Annotated in this window: 16 protein-coding genes; 10 read left to right on the forward strand and 6 right to left on the reverse strand. The window is 44.8% G+C overall.

The features are described from left to right. Positions 1 to 44: 44 nt before the first annotated feature. From rpsB to EXU57_RS20970, 5 genes are all read left to right on the forward strand, one after another. Entirely contained in the window at positions 45 to 944 is a 900-nt protein-coding gene (gene rpsB, locus EXU57_RS20950; protein ID WP_133270216.1) for a 30S ribosomal protein S2, read from the forward strand. A 250-nt stretch (positions 945 to 1,194) separates the two neighbouring features. After that, positions 1,195 to 2,034, forward strand: coding sequence for a translation elongation factor Ts (tsf, locus tag EXU57_RS20955; protein ID WP_133270217.1), 840 nt, complete (start codon positions 1,195 to 1,197; stop codon positions 2,032 to 2,034). Between the two features lie 109 nt (positions 2,035 to 2,143). Continuing rightward, on the forward strand, positions 2,144 to 4,600 hold the full coding sequence (locus tag EXU57_RS20960; RefSeq protein WP_133270218.1) for a DUF2339 domain-containing protein: 2,457 nt from the start codon (positions 2,144 to 2,146) through the stop codon (positions 4,598 to 4,600). Then, entirely contained in the window at positions 4,578 to 5,432 is an 855-nt protein-coding gene (locus tag EXU57_RS20965) for a hypothetical protein (protein ID WP_133270219.1), read from the forward strand. The genes EXU57_RS20960 and EXU57_RS20965 overlap by 23 nt, the downstream gene beginning before the upstream one ends. A 76-nt stretch (positions 5,433 to 5,508) precedes the next feature. Continuing rightward, positions 5,509 to 6,768, forward strand: a complete 1,260-nt coding sequence (locus EXU57_RS20970; protein ID WP_133270220.1) for a pyridoxal phosphate-dependent aminotransferase — start codon at positions 5,509 to 5,511, stop codon at positions 6,766 to 6,768. Positions 6,769 to 6,867: 99 nt separating this feature from the next. Here the strand turns inward: EXU57_RS20970 and EXU57_RS20975 are convergent, their stop codons facing one another. Next, positions 6,868 to 7,116, reverse strand: a complete 249-nt coding sequence (locus EXU57_RS20975; RefSeq protein ID WP_133270221.1) for a hypothetical protein — start codon at positions 7,114 to 7,116, stop codon at positions 6,868 to 6,870. Between the two features lie 223 nt (positions 7,117 to 7,339). On the opposite strand from EXU57_RS20975, the gene EXU57_RS20980 reads away from it, so the two are divergent. After that, positions 7,340 to 8,428, forward strand: a complete 1,089-nt coding sequence (locus EXU57_RS20980) for a glycosyltransferase (RefSeq protein ID WP_133270222.1) — start codon at positions 7,340 to 7,342, stop codon at positions 8,426 to 8,428. Between the two features lie 41 nt (positions 8,429 to 8,469). Next, positions 8,470 to 9,381, forward strand: a complete 912-nt coding sequence (locus EXU57_RS20985; protein WP_133270223.1) for a DMT family transporter — start codon at positions 8,470 to 8,472, stop codon at positions 9,379 to 9,381. Between the two features lie 20 nt (positions 9,382 to 9,401). Here the strand turns inward: EXU57_RS20985 and EXU57_RS20990 are convergent, their stop codons facing one another. Next, complete coding sequence (locus tag EXU57_RS20990; RefSeq protein ID WP_133270224.1) at positions 9,402 to 9,896, reverse strand: SixA phosphatase family protein; 495 nt, start codon at positions 9,894 to 9,896, stop codon at positions 9,402 to 9,404. Between the two features lie 40 nt (positions 9,897 to 9,936). After that, positions 9,937 to 10,575 (reverse strand): hypothetical protein, encoded by a 639-nt coding sequence (locus EXU57_RS20995; protein ID WP_133270225.1) that lies wholly within the window; start codon positions 10,573 to 10,575, stop codon positions 9,937 to 9,939. Between the two features lie 722 nt (positions 10,576 to 11,297). Here EXU57_RS20995 and EXU57_RS21000 point away from each other — a divergent pair. Next, positions 11,298 to 12,923, forward strand: a complete 1,626-nt coding sequence (locus tag EXU57_RS21000) for a sensor histidine kinase (RefSeq protein WP_133270226.1) — start codon at positions 11,298 to 11,300, stop codon at positions 12,921 to 12,923. A 158-nt stretch (positions 12,924 to 13,081) separates the two neighbouring features. On the opposite strand, the gene EXU57_RS21005 is transcribed toward EXU57_RS21000, so the two are convergent. From EXU57_RS21005 to EXU57_RS21015, 3 genes are all read right to left on the reverse strand, one after another. Continuing rightward, positions 13,082 to 13,984 carry a diacylglycerol/lipid kinase family protein gene (locus tag EXU57_RS21005; RefSeq protein WP_133270227.1) on the reverse strand — a complete coding sequence of 301 codons (903 nt, stop codon included), beginning with the start codon at positions 13,982 to 13,984 and terminating at the stop codon, positions 13,082 to 13,084. Between the two features lie 6 nt (positions 13,985 to 13,990). Then, positions 13,991 to 14,422 (reverse strand): hypothetical protein, encoded by a 432-nt coding sequence (locus EXU57_RS21010; RefSeq protein ID WP_133270228.1) that lies wholly within the window; start codon positions 14,420 to 14,422, stop codon positions 13,991 to 13,993. 66 nt (positions 14,423 to 14,488) lie between these two features. Next, positions 14,489 to 15,541, reverse strand: coding sequence for a 3-oxoacyl-ACP synthase III family protein (locus EXU57_RS21015; protein WP_133270229.1), 1,053 nt, complete (start codon positions 15,539 to 15,541; stop codon positions 14,489 to 14,491). 78 nt (positions 15,542 to 15,619) lie between these two features. Between EXU57_RS21015 and EXU57_RS21020 the strand changes: the two genes are divergently transcribed. Together EXU57_RS21020 and EXU57_RS21025 are read left to right on the forward strand one after the other, a co-directional pair. Continuing rightward, positions 15,620 to 15,841, forward strand: a complete 222-nt coding sequence (locus tag EXU57_RS21020) for a DUF2905 domain-containing protein (RefSeq protein WP_207955558.1) — start codon at positions 15,620 to 15,622, stop codon at positions 15,839 to 15,841. Between the two features lie 206 nt (positions 15,842 to 16,047). After that, a complete protein-coding gene (locus EXU57_RS21025; protein ID WP_133270230.1) occupies positions 16,048 to 17,253 on the forward strand; it encodes a DNRLRE domain-containing protein in 1,206 nt (401 codons plus the stop codon). The last annotated feature ends 290 nt before the right edge of the window (positions 17,254 to 17,543 follow it).

The raw sequence follows: 17,543 nt of genomic DNA on the forward strand, positions 1-17,543 counted from the left end.
TTACACAACACCCGATCTTTAATCCCGATACAAAAAATTATAAAATGGAAAATAATACTTCACTTCAACAGCAACTTCTGGAGGCCGGTGTTCACTTTGGTCACCTGAAGAAGAAGTGGAACCCAAAGATGTTGCCTTACATCTTCGCTGAAAAAAAAGGTATTCACATCATTGATCTCAATAAAACCGTAGAAGGTTTGCAGGAAGCTGCAGCTGCAATGAAAAGCATTGCAAAAAGCGGTAAAAAGATCATGTTTGTTGCTACAAAAAAGCAGGCAAAAGAAATCGTTACAGAAGCTGCAAAGCGCGTAAACATGCCATTTGTAACCGAGCGCTGGCTTGGTGGTATGCTTACCAACTTTAACACCGTTCGTAAGAGCGTAAAGAAAATGCAGAGCATCGAAAAAATGCTTAGCGATGGTAGCGCAGAGAGCCTTACTAAAAAAGAGCGTTTAACACTTACACGCGATAAAGAAAAAATGGAAAAAGTGCTTGGTGGTATTGCCCAACTGGGTCGTGCTCCGGCGGCTTTATTCCTGGTCGACATAGGCCACGAACACATTGCGCTTGCAGAAGCAAAACGTTTAGGCATTACAACATTCGGAATGGTAGATACCAACAGTGATCCTAACAAGGTTGACTTTTCTATTCCATCTAACGACGATGCTACCAAATCTGTAGCAATCATCACAAACTATATCGCAGCGGCAATCGCCGAAGGTCTTGCAGAACGCCAGGCAGCTAAAGACGACGATGTAGAAGACACCGACAATGAGGCTGAAAAAAGAGCAGCACGTTTGCAGGCAGAAGCAGAAGGTGAAGCAGCCCGTGGTGGAAGAGGTCGCAGCAACAACACCAACGCTCCAGGCGGACCAGGTGGTCAACCTAAGCGCCGTGTTCCAGGTGGCGCCAGCCGTCGCCCGGGTGGTGGTGGACCAAGATAACCAGTTGACTGGTTGAAATGTTGATTGGTTGATTCTTCAGTAGTCAATCAATCAACTTTTTTAATCTAATTCCGGTTATATTTCTTAAGATTTTTTGGCTCCCGGCATTGGATTGAAGTGGCAGCATCGTTGCGTCGCACTCTTGTACCGGGTAAACTTTATTCATCTTTTTGAGCTTGATCCCTGGAACTCACCGGGGGTAAGAGGTGAATTTTTACTTTTTTAATTTTTAATTTTTAATTTGTTCAACATGTCAACAGCAACAATTACAGCCGCTGATATTAATAAATTACGCCAGGCTACAGGTGCAGGAATGATGGATTGTCGCAAAGCGCTTACCGAAACAAACGGCGACTTTGAGTCAGCTATCGACTGGCTGCGTAAACAAGGTCAGAAAGTAGCTGCAAAAAGAAGTGACAGGGATGCGAAAGAGGGTGTTGTAATTGCAAAAACAACTTACGACAACCAAACAGGTATTGTGCTTACCGTTAGCTGCGAAACAGACTTTGTAAGTAAAAACGCCGACTTCGTTGCTTTTGCAAACAGCATTGCTGATGCAGCAATTGGCAACAATGTAAAAAGTGCGGAAGAACTGAACGACGTAACCGTAAACGGGGCCAAGATCGCTGATCTTATCAACGACAAACTTGCTTCAATCGGTGAGAAAATCGGTATCAGCCGTTTCGAAAGACTGGACGCGCCTTACGTAGCTTCTTATATCCATGGTGCAAACCGCATGGGTGTTTTGGTTGCACTTAACAGGGTTGCTCCTGATGCAGGTAAAGACATCGCCATGCAGATTGCAGCTATGAACCCGCTTGGTGTGGATGCAGCAAGCATTTCGTCTGATGTAATTGAAAGAGAGCGGGCCATTGTAACTGAACAGATTTCAGCTGATCCGAAGATGGCAGGCAAGCCTTCAGAAATGATCGCTAAAATCGCTGAGGGTAAATTGAATTCGTTCTTCAAAGAGAACACCCTCACTGCCCAATTGTATGTAAAAGACAATGGCAAAACAGTATCCGAGTACCTGAAAAGCATCGACTCAGAACTACAGGTATTGGCATTCAAAAGAGTAGCACTGGGTTAATCAACCATGGTAGTTTTATACGAAAGGGAACGTCGAAAGATGTTCCCTTTTTTTATGCTTGCATTCGCCGTGTACCTGCTCTATCTTTAGTTTCAACCCAAACTCTTATATGGCATTCGTATTCGTACTTTTTGTTGTTATTCTCCTGCTCATTCTTTCGATGAAACGAGATCTGGTTAAAAAGTTAGAAGAACTTGAAGCTGAAATCCGGATACTGCAGGATTTCGCCGGTGAACAGGAAAGTAGAAAAACGCGTACCGTTGTAAGCGTTGAGCCAGAGCCTGCGCCCGTGATTGTGCCGCCTGCTACACCAGCGCCCGCCCGCCCGGCTGCACCAGTTCCCGAAGAATACTGGGAGTCGGGTTTTAAAGTTGTGGACGCTCCTTCAGTTCCGGGGCCGGTGCAGGAGCCGGTTGCAGCAATGGAAGCGGCAGATCTCCAGGAGAGGATCAGTGCAATGTCGCTGCGTGTAGAAGAACCGGTACTTCACCCACCTTCAGCATCGATCCATACGAAAACGCCGCAGCCTGGTTTCTTTGAGCGTAATCCTGACCTTGAAAAATTTATCGGCGAAAACCTGGTGAGCAAAATCGGGATCGGAATTCTTGTACTCGCAATTGCCTACTTCGTTAAATACGCAATAGACAACAATTGGATCGGACCTGTTGGACGGGTTGGTGTGGGGATGCTTTGTGGTGGGATACTTGTGGCAGTGGCACACGCTATGCGTAGCAGTTATAAGGCTTTCAGTTCTGTACTTGTGGGTGGTGGTATTGCCATCTTCTACTTTACGATCGCTCTGGCTTTTCACCAGTTTCAGCTTTTTAGCCAAACTGCTGCTTTCATCATTATGGTGATCATTACTGGCTTTGCAGTTGCACTTTCTTTATTATACGACCGCCAGGAGCTTGCAATCATAGCCATGATCGGCGGTTTCGCTACTCCTTTTATGGTCAGCGATGGCAGTGGCAACTACGTAACGCTTTTTATTTACCTCATCATTCTTAACGCCGGCCTATTGGTAATGGCCTACTTCAAGGCCTGGCGCCTGTTGAACTTACTTGCATTTATATTTACGCTGCTGTTATTTTGGGGCTGGCTGGCCAACCTGGCCGACGCCACAACATCAAATGTTTACCGGAATGCTTTTCTGTTTGCTACCATTTTCTACCTGTTCTATTTTGTCATCAACATTGCACATAACGTAAGGGAACACAAGAAATTTATTGCTTCCGACTTCGGGATCATTTTATCAAATACGTGTGTTTACTTTTCGGCCGGTTTGTACTGTTTGTACCAAATGCATGCGGCGGGATACAAAGGACTATTTAGCATCGCGCTGGCGATTTTTAATCTTGCAGTAACGTATGCATTTTTCAAAAACAGGAAGATAGACACGAACCTGCTTTACCTGCTGATTGGTATAACGCTTACCTTTTTATCATTAACAGCACCGCTTCAGCTTGAGGGAAATTTCATTACGTTGTTCTGGGCTGCTGAGTCAGTGTTGTTGCTATGGCTGTTTCAAAAGTCGAAGATCCGGATTGTAGAAACAGCGTTCCTCCTGGTTTGGGTGGTTATGCTTTTTAGCCTCTTGCTCGATTGGATCAACATCTATCAGTCCCATACCAAAAACCTCCCGATTATCTTCAATAAAGGTTTTATTACAACGCTGTTTGCAAGCGTAGCAACGTTTGCTATTTCCCGCCTCATGCGTACAAGCGCGATCACCGATCCCGGAGCCCTTCGATTCGGACGAGTTATCCCTACAGCAATCACCTTCCGGTACTTAGCCTTAGTGCTGCTATTTATTGCAGGCTTATTTGAGATCAATCACCATTTTAATTACTATTATCCAGGTACTGGAGTTTACCTACTGTACCTTGAATTTTACACAAGTTTGTTTGTTCTTGTATTTACAACACTTGAAAGAAGGGAGCGCTCGCTTAAACCGGATCAACATTCTTCGCGGTTTCTACTGGTCGGTTGTATAATTATCTACCTTCTGCTAATCAGCGCAAACTTCAATGTTCAGCTGTCGGTATTTGGCGGGAGGCTTCCCGCGGTTCACTTCAACGTTACGCACTGGCTGATGGTTGCAGCAACCTTAATGGTTCTTTATAGGGTTGCGCAGCTTCTTTCAAAAACAATCACCCGCACCAAAGAACCTGCCTTAGGTATATGGTTATTATCGGGCGTAGGGGTACTTCTTGCCAGCGTTGAAGTAAACCATTTGATCAGGACCTGGTTCTACAACGGGCCTGCATCACTTCCTGACATTGAACGTGTTTTTGTAAAAACCATCTTGCCCATTTTGTGGGGCTTATGTTCCTTTGGATTTATGTGGCTGGGCATGAAGTATAAGGTTCGTCCGCTTCGGATTTTTTCGCTCACCTTGTTCCTGTTGACCCTTTGCAAATTATTCCTGTTTGATATAAGGAACATACCGGTAGCAGGTAAAATAGCAGCCTTCTTCTGTCTTGGCGTATTGTTGCTTATCGTTTCGTTCATGTACCAACGGCTTAAAAAGATAATTATCCAAAATGAAGAGAAGCCTGTTGGTTAGTGGTTTCGCTATTGTCTTGCTTGTTCCTTACTCTTTGAATGCCCGCCAGCGGTTTACATGCTCCCTGGCGCCGGTAAATAAAGATGGCTTTTACCAGGTTGTGCTTTCACCCATGATTACGGCCCGTACCCGTTTTGATTACGGCGATTTGCGTGTGCTCGACAAGCAGGGAAAGGAGGTGCCATTTATCTTAAGCCCGATAGCTGCTACACCTATCAAACGTACACGTTGGATCCCCGTTCCTGATCCAAAAGTGATACAGTACGATAGCAGTAACAAAAACACCTATGTGCAACTGCGGTTCGACCAGGCATATATAATAGACAAGATCAGGCTGCATGTTAGCGGCCCCAGGTTCTATAACAGGCGTATCTATTTGCCTGCTGAACACTTCAATCATCAACCCGCTTACCTAAGCAGCAGGCAAGACAATAGCTACGAGCTGAAAGTAAAACAGCAATTGGTAACCTTAACGATATACAACGGCGACAACCCCCCGGTGAAAATAGATAGTGTAACAGCCTTGCAGCTATATCGAAGTATTGTTTCTTACCTGAAAAAAGGAGATGATTACCGCCTGGTATTTGGCGATAGTCTGCTTCCCGCCCCTGAATACGACCTGGAATTTTTTAAGGACAGTATACAAGGAGCTATAGAAATTGGAACAGGCCCTATTTTGCCGTTACAATCTGTTGGGCCTGTTGCACAACCCGGTAAAAAGGAGTTGAGCAAGATTTGGATGTGGGTGATGATTGCAGCTGCGCTTGCCATCCTGCTCTTCTTTACGCTTCGAATGACCCGGGAGATCAAAAGACGGGAAAAACAGGAGTAAGTAAGGGTACATCCTGGTTGTATGCGTAGCCGGGTACGAGGCCCCATTTCTCAGCTGCAAAGCCTACATTTGTTTGATGATATTGAGCAAACTAGCCGACACCTTAATCGGCTCCGAGATCGTAAGCCTTGGCAACCAAATAAACGACCGGATACGCCAGGGTGAGAAAATTTACAACTTTACAATCGGAGACTTCGATCCCAGGATATTTCCAATACCAAGGGAACTTGAAGAAGAAATAATCAATGCTTACAGGAATCACCAAACAAATTATCCCCCCGCTGACGGTGTTGCTGAATTAAGATCTGCAGTCTGTGGATTTCTTGATACCTATCATGGATTGAAATACGAGGCAAATGAAGTGCTTATCGCAGCAGGCGGACGTCCGCTGATTTATTGTATATTCAGGGTGATCGTTGATCCGGGTGATAAGGTCATTTATGCTGTTCCATCCTGGAACAACAACCATTATGTGCACATGAACAATGGGGTTCATTGCACCCTTGAAGCATTACCCGAACATAACTTTATGCCTACTGCAGAGCAAATCGCTCCGCACCTGGATGGTGCAACCCTCTTATGCCTCTGCTCGCCCCAAAACCCAACCGGCACTACCCTGCAAAAAGAAGACCTTGAACGTATTTGCGACCTGGTGATTGCAGAAAATGCAAAGCGGGGCACCGGAAAAAAGTTATATGTACTGTACGACCAGATTTATAGTGTGCTTACATATGGGGAAATCAGGCACTATGATCCTGTAAGTCTGCGCCCTGAAATGCGGGATTACACCGTATTTGTCGACGGTATCTCAAAAGCATTCTCTGCTACCGGTCTGCGGCTGGGGTGGTCGTTTGGCCCGGCAACCATTATCGCTAAGATGAAGGCGATACTCAGCCACCTCGGCGCATGGAGCCCAATGGCTGAACAGAAAGCCACTGCTGTGTACCTTAAGAAAACCCCGGAGATCAACGCATACCTGGCTAATTTTAAATTAGAGGTGGAGGAAAGATTACGACGTATTTACGACGGATTTATGGTCCTCAGGAAGATGGGTTATAAAGTAGACGCGATAACACCACAGGCTGCTATTTACCTGACCATCCAACTAGATCTCACGGGGCAAAGAAAGCCTGATGGTGCCGTGCTTGAAACCCAGGCAGACGTAACTTCTTACATTCTTGGAGAAGCAAAGATTGCGGTGGTACCGTTTTATGCGTTCGGTGCAAGCCGTGACTCAACATGGTACCGACTCAGCGTAGGCACTTGTATCAAAGAGGAGATTGATAATATGCTTTCGAACCTGAAAAATGCCTTGGACGGGCTTAAAAATGATTGATACCTGAAAGTGATAATTCAATAAAACCCAGAAAGAACCTGGTTTGTGAAGACCAGTGTATAAAGAAGTCAGATCTGAATAAAAGGGAGGAACAAAATACTAGTTCTTGTTGCAAATAAATACAAATGGCTTTAACGACGGCTGCCTGATCAGCTTTTCAATCAGGTGAGGCTTGCTGATGATCCGGTAGCGGTTTACGTCGATGATTTCGTTGGCGGTGCAGAAGTTGGTCATCGTTTCTGTATTGAACAAAATCTCATGTAGCATTTCAACCTCATGTTCAAGCTCACGAGGATCAAGCGCAACTTTTTTGGACAGAACTAAGAGGTCTCTTTTTGATGATTTCATACGAAAATCTTTGCAATGGTTATTTGTTCAAAGCACTTACCCTACTGATTTTCTGGACGGACATCCGCAAGCTTTTTTAGCGTTTGACTTACCAAGAACACTACAGCCCGAGAAAGTTACGGTGGCAACAAAAAACAATAAGATGGTTAGCTGATTGATCCTTTTCATAAAAATGTATTCCCGAAAATAATTAATTAATATCTATTTATTAAGCTAATCTGAATTGACCGAAAAATTTAACAGTAAAGTCCTGGTCGCCGCGCTTGACTGGGGTTTGGGACATGCATCCCGGTGTGTTCCCATCATACAACATTTCACAAACCTTGGATTTGAAGTGATGATTGCAACAAGTGGAATGCAGAAACAATTTTTTCTATCCGAGTTCCCAAATCACCAATACATTAACCTGGAAGGTTACAACATTCGTTATACTAAGAGCAAACGTTGGTTTGCAACTAAAATTTTGTTCCAGGTACCAAAGATCATCAAGGCGATAATTTCAGAGCACCTACTGCTTCGATCTATAACAAAAAAACACAATATTAGTGCCATCATATCCGACAATCGTTATGGCTTTTGGCACCGCAAAATCCCTTCTGTTTTTATAACCCATCAGCTGTCTATAAGAACACCTTTGCTGGTAAAAAGGTTGGTTCAGGTTGGAAATTATATGTTCATTAACCAATATGCTTTTTGTTGGATACCCGACGTGGCCGGGCCCATCAACCTTGCCGGTTCACTTTCGCATCCGCGAAGATTACCCCGGATAAAACTCCGGTATCTTGGGGGGATTAGCCGCTTACAACTAACCGGTGCTACAACAGTTCTTTATGACGTGATGGTGATCATATCCGGCCCTGAACCGCAGCGATCCTTCCTGGAAGCGACGTTGCTTGAAGACCTGAAAACGTTCCGCGGCAGGGTGCTGTTTGTTCGGGGTTTGCCGGGTAATGCGCCGCAACTTGGGTCTTTTAACCAGGTGAGTATCTTCAATCACCTGCCGGCAACAGAACTGTCGCTGGCTTTTGAGCAAAGCGGGATGATCATTAGCCGTAGTGGCTATACGACAGTTATGGACATCATCAAAATGAAAAAACGCGCCATCCTCATTCCTACACCCGGCCAAACGGAACAGGAGTACCTGGCTGAACATTTGAAAAGTCAGTACTGGTGTTACACAACAACTCAGCACCAGTTTAAGCTTCAGGCTGCACTTTCAGCAGCGGAGACTTTCCCGTATTGTTTGCCGGACATCAACATGGAGGAATACAAATTGGTAATAAACGAATTTGTAAGTAATCTGCACGGCTAACGGGTACGCATCGGTTACCTTTGCGGGCTTAAAATAAAAGGGTGAATTCGAAACAAAAAGCACATGCTGCAGTGCTGGCCGCCAACCTGATATTTGGCGCCAATTACAGTATCGTAAAATACGTCACGCCGGGGTTCGTAAAACCATTTGCCTTAAACGTTGTACGAATTGTGGTTAGTGTTGCTTTGTTGTGGAGCCTTTACCTGATGAAACCTTCTTCGCCGGGTATTCAACGCAGGCACGTGGGCCGGTTTGTACTTTGTGCGATTACGGGAGTTGCGCTAAACCAGTTGCTCTTCATCAAAGGGCTGTCGCTTACCACGTCTATTCATGCGGCGCTGTTAACGCTTGCTTCTCCCATTTTCATTACCCTTATTGCTGCCTGGTTGCTAAAAGAGGGACTTGGCATATACAAGATCGGTGGTTTGTTAATGGGTGTAGCAGGGGCATTGCTCCTACTTGCGGTTAAAGAAAGTTCGGGCGACGCGGCAAACATATTATTGGGAGACGTTTACATTTTAGTAAATGCCATCTCCTACGCATTCTATATGGTACTGGTTCGTCCCCTTATGCAGGAGTATCGACCGGTACACGTTATCAGGTGGGTTTTTACCATCGGCATGTTTATGATTGTGCCTTTTGGTTTTACGGAGTTTTTTGAAACCAACTGGGCCACACTAACAACGCCCGCTTGGGTGTCACTGGCATTTGTTGTTGTTGGTGCCACCTTTATTGCTTACCTGTTTAATATCTACGGTATAAAGGAGCTCGGTGCCTCCGCGACGGGAACTTATATTTATACCCAGCCACTCTTTGCTGCGCTTGTGGCGATATTTTTTCTTGGCGAGGAGTTCACGCTTAAAAAGCTGGCTGCTGCCGTGCTGATATTTACAGGGGTTTACCTGGTAAATATCACCAGGAAGAAAAATGGAGAAGCACAACCAAAGTCCTGATCGGGAACCATCTTGTTGGTCTACAGATGAAGTTTAGGGTAGTCAAAAAACCAAAACTCCTTTTCGGCCTCCCTGAAATCTTTCCACTTTTTTATAGGGGCTTTTACCGCAAAGATTCCGCAGGTCGGCATGTTATCTATGTGCGTTCCGGTTAGCAGGTTAACAAAGTCTGTAATCCCGGGGTTGTGAGAGCACAATACAACTGTTTTCAGGTCATTGTCAAGGTCCTTTATGGTATCATAGAATTGTTCAACCCCCGCTTCGTATAAAGAAGGTACTTTAATGATCTGTTTCTCTTTAATGCCGTAAGCCTCGGCAAAATACACAGCTGTGCTAAACGCCCGTTTTGCCGGGCTTGAAATCAAAGCATCAATTTCAACGTCCCGCTTTAGAATTCTTTTCGCCATTTCGGGTGCATCCCGGTTGCCCCGGTCGTTTAGGGATCTGTCAAAGTCTTTGGGTACCGAAACATCCCAGCTACTTTTTGCATGACGAACCAACAAAAGCTTTCTCATAGTAATAGGTTTGCAAAACAACGAAGTAGAAGCAACCGGTTTATAAAGCCCTTTTACTTCTTGCCGCTTCAAATGCCTGTCTTTGTCTTTCCAGTTCTACTTTCTTTTGCTCCTGGTCTTTTCGGTTTTCTTCAATATCCCGGTCTATCTTTCTTCGTTTTTCCTCCAGGCTACGGCCTTCATCCACAGCATTATTATACCGCTTTTCGGCTTTCTTCAAGCCTTCTTCCTGGGTTCTAATATCGTTTTCAATTGCTATACCCGCTGCAGGGGTATTGAAAGTGTTCAGAAATCGCTTGCCATTACTGATCAATTCAGGATCGCTGCTTTCGCTAATGAAGGAGTCGTATGAGTCACTGATCAACATGTACAACAAAGCACTTTCATCTTCCTTCTTACTTTTTCGTTCCGACTTAAAGTAGAGGTTATAAGTCGCCGGTCCCAGTTCCGGCAAGCTTACATTTTTGAATACCAGGTAGCCGTTGTCCTTTTTTGCCGATAGTCCAAGTTGGCTCATCCTTTTTTTGATTGCATCTTCTGTAACGTCGGCATTAAAGGGCAACTCGTTTATGATCGCCATCTTGGAAATTTTGTTGATTTTAGTTTGCCCGGTATAAGACTGCGAGGTTGCCGCGAGACATATCAGGAGCAAACAAAGTAATGAGTATACTTTTTTCATATTGGCATTTTTAGAAGTATTCTGTAGATCATGAAGATACAATTATGGTTTGTCATTCTTTAAGCAGGTAAACCGCTGCTTTTTGTCTGGGGTACTGCCTGGCGATTTGCCGGAACCCCTGTAAGTACAACTTTACAATGATGGTAAAAACTGCGCCATCTCTTATATAACTTAATTGTGGCTTTACTATACCCCGAACCAGGTTTGACATTTAAAACCGGGAGTAAGTCGCTTGCACGCTTAAGTTGGAAAAAGCACACATGCCGGTAATTAGTTTATACACCAACACCGTAAGCCGATGCTGGCCAATGCCCGGACTTGCCGCAGAGCTATGTTTAAGAAGAATGCCTGCCAGAACAGGTCAGCCTGGGTTACAGTTTGCAGGAAGATTTCCGGGTATCATTTTGGCCAGCCATGCGTTCGACTTCAGGACATCTGCCTTGGCGTATAAAAGTAAGGAGAACGTTAACAAAGCTTTCAGAAATGCACTATCTTGAGCGGGGGTATAAGTTCATGTGAACCTGGGCTTTTTTTACCGCTAATAGCATAGTCCTGGCAAGTTTTGGGACTGCTCCGCAGCTTGTTTCACCGGATGGTTAATGCGATAAGAAGAGCTTAAGCGTAAGCGGAATTTCGGCCTTGTACATCTTTAGTGAACTGATCGTTGATTAACCTTAAATCGCAGTTCATTGAAAATGAATAACCACCTATAATCCATAGCTGTGAAAAACCAAGTATTCTACCTGTACATCCGGTACGCTGCGTATGCCGTACTTGCAATTGCCATTGCCGTATTAATTGGCTGGCTTGTCAATATTTCTTTCCTGAAGAGCATCCACCCGCGTTTGGTGCCGATGAACCCATTAACCGCAACCGGATTTATTTGCGTAGCCTGCTGGTTGCTAATGCGACAATCTGCCGCTCGCATTCCAAAGTTTCTCTTCACCCTGCTTGCTTTCTACCTGTTATTTGTTGGCACATTCAAAGTATTAAACATGTACTTCGGTTTCAACCAAAGTACGCCGCTAATCAACGCGAACTTCTCTGCAAAAATGTCGCCTGCTGCGTCCGTAAATTTTGCACTTCTGGGAATATCTATGCTGGTCTCAGGAAGCAGTTCCCGCCACAAGAACAATCTGATCCTCGCTCCTCTTTTCACCATTTTCATGTTGTCCTTCATCACACTATTCGGGTACTCTATTGGCAACAACGACATCTTAACCATGCGCCCGTTTCCGTTGATGGCACTGCATACAACCTTTTGCTTTATGCTGGTAACCCTATGCATGTTGTTTTTGCATGCAGATAATGCGCTACTGCGACCGTTCACATCAAATGATCTGGGCGGCTATTCTTCGCGGAAGCTGTTACCATATGTTATCCTCGTTCCTTTTTCGCTTGGTTTTCTCAGGTTTCATGGAGAAAGATTGGGGCTTTATAACACCGGTTTTGGCGTTAGTATACAGGTGTTTATCAGCACGGTTATTTTCCTGCTTTTGATATGGCGCGAGGCAGTCGTTTTAAACAACATTGATAAAAAGCGTAAGCAGGCGGAAAAGAAGATGTCAGAGTACTCCAACGAAATGGAACAGTTTGCATTTATTGCTTCACATGATCTTCGCGAACCGCTGCGTAAGATCTCCACGTTCGCAAACATGATCCAGTCGAGTGGCCAGCTTGAAAACAAAGGGAAAGACCATATTGATAAGATCGTTGCAACTTCAAAACGGATGCAGACGTTTATTACTGACTTACTTGATTTTACGAAATTGGTCCATCATGAAGAGCAGGTAGAAAAAATCAGCCTGACTGAACTGGTCGACAATATTAAAGCCGACTACGAATTGATGATAATCGAAAAGAATGCAGTAGTTAAAGCGGACAATCTGCCCGAAGTAGAAGGAGTTAGATTTCAGCTCAACCAACTTTTTTATAACCTGATCGGCAATGCGCTAAAATTTTCCAAGCCCGGCATTCAAGCACATATTACGATCACATGCGAACAGGTAAGCAAGGCAGAAAAACTATTATATAACGGCTTACCAAATTCTGAAAACTATTACCATATCGTTGTTCGTGATAATGGTATCGGCTTCGAACAGGCACAAGCCTCAAGAATATTTGAAATGTTTCAACGGCTTTACGGAAAAAACGCTTACCCCGGTTCAGGTATCGGTCTGGCGATTTGCAAGAAAATTGTTGCCAATCACCATGGCGACATCTACGCCGAGTCTGAACCCACGATTGGGAGCACTTTTCACATTATCTTTCCTGAAAGACAACCCGAAGGATCACGTGCCGCCGAACGTCCTGAACCGCTTTCACTTCAAACCAGCACTGCAAAATGATAAGCGATAGCAATGCGCCCTGGACGTTTAAACCGGTTGATAGCATGATTACCACCTGGAAGCGTGGGCTGTTCGGAAGGGGTCACCTGGAAGTCTTGCTTGTAAACACAGTTCATTGTTCAGTGATCTTAATATGATCATCTGAGGTGGATGGATGCTTATTCAGGCTGAAGTAGCGTAAAGCAATCCTTGATAATTTCAACGTTGAATTCATTTTCTGTTGGCCTTGGTTCACCGTCAACGTGGAATGGTGCGAGCTTTAGATTTTTGATAGTAAGGGAAGGTGTTTGAAAATACAGAATGTTTTTACTGGTGATATCATCTACCAACTGCTGAAGCTTGTTATTGCCCCTGATCTGCCGAAGGATAGCAAACGGGAGTCTGGCCTTATTCATTTTCTGAACAACTACAATATCCAGCAGACCGTCGGACAGGTTTGCCTTTGGGGCAATAGTGAAGTTGTTCCCAAATTGATTGCTGTTTGCAATACTGATAAAAAAAGCATCGCTGTAAAAGGAAAAATTGTCAATAATAATCTCAAACTGGTAAGGTTGTGCTTTGAAGTATTGAAACAGGCTTTGCTGAGTGTAGGTAAACAATCCTCTTGATGCTTTATTTGCAAAATCATGTGCCACTTGTGCGTCAAAGCCAAGTCCGCTCAGCATACAACTAAAAGAAGAGTTGATCTTAAAGGCATCAACTTTTTGGGCATGGTTACTAAAGATTACATGTAATGCCTTTGCAGGATTTTTAGGGATGCCGGCTGAATACGCAAGTCCATTACCACTTCCTGCCGGTATAATTCCGAATTTGACATGCTCATCCTTTAATGCCGATACTACCTGGTTTACTGTTCCATCGCCACCAACCATAACTACATCGGTAATCTTCCTGCTGTGAATAATATCCTTTAAGAACTCATAATCTCCTGCGGGGTTTGTAGGAATGATATCATACTCAAGTTGTGCTTCCTGTGTCTTTGTTTCAATCAGGTATTTTACCGGATCCTTTTTTACCGTACCCGAAATAGGGTTGATCAGGTAAACCAGTCTTCTCTTCATGCTTGATTATTTCATATTGATCTTGCAAACAAGGACTCTTCGTACGCGTACCCTTGCCGCGAGATCCGGATCCTTAGGAAGCGCGATGGTATATAAGGAGTACACCGCTCCCTTTCTGAGTTGCGATCGCAGTTGTTTGATGGTAACCTGGTATGCTGACTGGTTTACAGCGGGGATCTTAAGAACAGCCTTATCGGTGGAGTCAAATAACTCAAAAGAGCGCTTCCATTCTTTCTCATCCTGGTATCTGCCATTAAGTATTTTGAGATGTTCGGTTAACCGGGTATTTGCATGAACATTAAGCACTTTGGCACCATTGTCACCTTCTACCGGGGCACTGATGCTTTGTTTCAAAATAGAAACGATAATGTATTTTCCTGATTGTGCATAAACTGCAACAAAGGCAAGGAAGCAAACGATAAAAAAGACTCTTTTCATATGGTACTGGTTTAGCGATGGCAAACATCATGTAATAATTACCCCTTGTTATTTGTAATTACATAATTACCATCGAATTAACGAACTTGCCCAGGTGAAACCGCTGCCAAACGCGGCCAGGCAAACAAGATTCCCGCTATTTATTTTGCCTTCTTCCCATGCCTCACAAAGGGCAATCGGAATACTTGCAGCAGTTGTATTGCCGTACCGTTGAATATTGTTGTAAACCTTATTGTCGGGTAACCGCATTAGTTTCTGGATCATCTGGCTGATACGAAGGTTAGCCTGGTGGGGGATCAACATATCGATATCGCTTGCAACAAGCCCGTTCGCAGCAAGCGCTTCATTTATAACTTCCGGAAATTTCGCTACGGCCTTCTTGAATACTGCCTGGCCATCCATAAAGGGAAAATTTTGTGCTTTATCGATCATCTCGTGGCTCATAAACATCCCGGCAATTTCCGCCTCATCGAAATCGGCTACCGGGTTCTCCCTGGTCCAATGATTAGCATGCGTGCCGGGGTTGAACATTGCCAACAATTCGGCACTTTCGCCATCGCTGTGCAGGTGCGTACTTAAAATACCATGCCCATCCGCTTCTGTTGGCTTCAGCACAACAGCACCGGCTCCGTCACCAAAGATCACACTAACATTTCTCCCCCGGGTGCTCATGTCAAGACCGAAAGAGTGTTTTTCACTCCCGATTACAAGAATGTTGCGGTACATCCCTGTTTTTATAAACTGATCCGCCACACTAAGCGCATATAGAAAGCCACTACACTGGTTCCTGACATCAAGTGCGCCCACTTCCCGCATTTTCAATTCACGTTGCACCAGTACCCCGCATCCCGGAAAATAGTAGTCGGGACTCAGCGTAGCAAATACAATGAAGTCGATCTCCTGCGCAGTCAGACCAGCGCGATCAAGGGCCATCTGCGCCGCTTTTACACCCATTGTGGTAGTGGTTTCGGAAGTGCGATCTGCAAAGTGTCGCTCCCTGATGCCCGTCCGCTCCTGGATCCATTCATCACTGGTATCCATATACCGTTTCAGGTCCTCATTTGTTAGTACCTGCTCGGGAACGTATCTTCCTACTCCTGCAATGAAACTACGTGGCATTGATAATCGTTTTATAGAAGTCTAAATAAAAGAACAAATGTACAAGGCGCGGGCATAAGGTTGATGTAACTTTAGAAAGTGAACCAGCAAACAGGTAAATATATGATCATCGCCGGGATGGTAATTGTTGTTGCAGGCGTCCTGGTGTATTTATTTGCCAATAAACTTGGGTGGTTTGGTAAACTGCCGGGAGACATCAGGATTGAAAAGGAAAACTTTCGGTTATACATGCCAATTACCACCATGATCCTGTTGAGCCTTCTGCTGACCCTTATTATCAATATCATCCGGAGAATTTAATCTCGCTTATTGAAGCAACCCTTCTTAGTTAAGCTACGTTCTGTTATTACATGCGCGGGTTTCACCTGTTGGCACGGCCGTGGCACACACCTTTGTTGTACATGAATAAAACAAGTTGGCATTTTCGATTAGCCTAAACGTAAAGCTTTTGATGGCTGTTTGAAGAGCCAAAATATTAGTACATTGGAATATTCAACCCCATAATAATGAAAAAAAGTTACCTGACTGTTCTCGCTCTGATCTTCTCTGTTGCCGGTTTTTGCCAGGCAAATGTTGTGCTTACAGCCGATAAAGACAACACCATATTTTCTGCATTCACCGGCAACAGTAATGGCGCAGGTGAATACCTGTTTGTCGGCAGAAATGCTGCAGCAAACAACAACTCTGTTCAAAGAGCTTTAGTACACTTTAACCTGGGCACTATTCCGGCAAATGCTGTTATCAGCTCGGCTACATTAACCGTTTATACCAATCGTAGCGCCGGCGGGGCTACCAGTGTAGAGCTTCGAAGGGTTTCTGCAGATTGGGGTGAAGGCACCTCCGACGCCGCGGAACTGGAAACCTCTGGCGCACCTGCTACCACAGGCGACGCTACATGGCTCCAGAGATTGTTTCCTGCTACCCCTTGGGCTACGCCGGGTGGTACCTATTCGGCAACTTCATCGGGCAGCACGCCTGTAGCCGCAAACATTCGTGCGATGACCGCCGTAGCGTTTACGGGTGCCGGAGTGGTTGCAGATGTTCAAAGCTGGATTAACAACCCGGCAGGCAATTTCGGCTGGGCTCTGGTTTCTTCCGACGAAAACCTTTCAGCTTCGGTTAAAAGGTTTATTTCCCGCAACAGTACCCTGGCTGCACAACGCCCGGTATTAACCATTACCTACACCACAAACCTTCCGGTAAGCCTGAAATCTTTTACCGCCACAGTAAAGGATAGGAAAGCCGTTATACAATGGAGTACCGCAACAGAACTTAATAATGACTACTTCAGCATTGAAAAAAGCGGTGATGGGTTAGCTTTTTCGGCCATAGGAAGGGTAGATGGCAGGGGAAATTCGACCGCCGCGAATACCTACTCCTTTACCGATGCTAATCTTGGTGAAGGTAAAACTAGCTACCGCCTCGCCCAATACGATTTAGATGGCAAGGTGAAATATTCCCCGGTGATATCTGTGAACCTGAGGAACGCGGGATTGCTTACCGTTAAGCCCAATCCCGCAACGTCGGTGCTCTTTGTCAATGTTGCAAACGGAAGCACATTCACCATTACTTCGTCAGCAGGTACCACCGTGAAAAAAGGCCGGGTAGAAAGCGCCGGTATCAACGTGCAGAACTTACCGGCAGGGCAGTATTGGATTGCCGTTCAGGTAGCGGGAAATGAACCTTTAAGATCTTCGTTCTATAAGAATTAGTTTTCAAATTATTCATTAATAGATCGCGATATCGAAGCGAGCCTGGCATTAGTGCCGGACTCGCTTCTTCTTTTATGCCTCGCTGGTAACCATGAACCTTCTTGCGCTATCCTGGAGTAATTTGCCACGCTGAGAGATGGCAATTCTCCCCGAAAGAGGGGCAATTGCCTGGCGTATTGATGACTCCTGCACGAGTTATTACTCTTTTGTTAATCACGCTTCAAAGACGCTGTAATTACCTACCTTTGCCCGCTTAAACGTCTATTTCCTTCTTCTCAGAAGAATTTTTT

Origin of the sequence: Segetibacter sp. 3557_3 (genome assembly GCF_004354985.1) — a bacterium.
Taxonomy (GTDB): Bacteria; Bacteroidota; Bacteroidia; order Chitinophagales; family Chitinophagaceae; genus Segetibacter.

Coding starts and splice junctions, on each gene's coding strand:
- rpsB (WP_133270216.1), top strand. CDS start 45: ATGGAAAATAATACTTCACTTCAACAGCAACTTCTGGAGGCCGGTGTT.
- tsf (WP_133270217.1), top strand. CDS start 1,195: ATGTCAACAGCAACAATTACAGCCGCTGATATTAATAAATTACGCCAG.
- EXU57_RS20960 (WP_133270218.1), top strand. CDS start 2,144: ATGGCATTCGTATTCGTACTTTTTGTTGTTATTCTCCTGCTCATTCTT.
- EXU57_RS20965 (WP_133270219.1), top strand. CDS start 4,578: ATGAAGAGAAGCCTGTTGGTTAGTGGTTTCGCTATTGTCTTGCTTGTT.
- EXU57_RS20970 (WP_133270220.1), top strand. CDS start 5,509: ATGATATTGAGCAAACTAGCCGACACCTTAATCGGCTCCGAGATCGTA.
- EXU57_RS20975 (WP_133270221.1), bottom strand. CDS start 7,116: ATGAAATCATCAAAAAGAGACCTCTTAGTTCTGTCCAAAAAAGTTGCG.
- EXU57_RS20990 (WP_133270224.1), bottom strand. CDS start 9,896: ATGAGAAAGCTTTTGTTGGTTCGTCATGCAAAAAGTAGCTGGGATGTT.
- EXU57_RS20995 (WP_133270225.1), bottom strand. CDS start 10,575: ATGAAAAAAGTATACTCATTACTTTGTTTGCTCCTGATATGTCTCGCG.
- EXU57_RS21005 (WP_133270227.1), bottom strand. CDS start 13,984: ATGAAGAGAAGACTGGTTTACCTGATCAACCCTATTTCGGGTACGGTA.
- EXU57_RS21010 (WP_133270228.1), bottom strand. CDS start 14,422: ATGAAAAGAGTCTTTTTTATCGTTTGCTTCCTTGCCTTTGTTGCAGTT.
- EXU57_RS21015 (WP_133270229.1), bottom strand. CDS start 15,541: ATGCCACGTAGTTTCATTGCAGGAGTAGGAAGATACGTTCCCGAGCAG.
- EXU57_RS21025 (WP_133270230.1), top strand. CDS start 16,048: ATGAAAAAAAGTTACCTGACTGTTCTCGCTCTGATCTTCTCTGTTGCC.